This window comes from Colwellia sp. BRX8-9 (assembly GCF_014077245.1).
Classification (GTDB): Bacteria; Pseudomonadota; Gammaproteobacteria; order Enterobacterales; family Alteromonadaceae; genus Colwellia_A.
Genome location: NZ_JACGVN010000088.1, coordinates 1 through 248 on the forward strand (window position 1 = coordinate 1; position 248 = coordinate 248).

Sequence of the window (248 nt, forward strand, 5' to 3'; positions counted from 1 at the left end):
TTGGCTATAACGGTTTTTATCACCTCACCAATGCTTATCGCAGATTAACACGTCCTTCATCGCCTCTAACTGCCAAGGCATCCACCACATACGCTTAGTCACTTAACCATACAACCCTAAGTAGTTTCTAACGAAACTAACAAAAACATGCGGAGACTAATCCGTACATTCTTAGTTATGATTGTAAGTCTGACATTTTCACGCACAAATAAATGTGTCTTGAATAAGATGTTTACTCTGAGTAAGAG

At 38.7% G+C, this 248-nt stretch carries 1 rRNA gene; it reads right to left on the reverse strand.

From position 1 onward, the window contains the following. Positions 1-108: ribosomal RNA gene (locus H4J70_RS20365) — 23S ribosomal RNA — on the reverse strand; the annotation flags it as partial. Positions 109-248 lie beyond the last annotated feature (140 nt).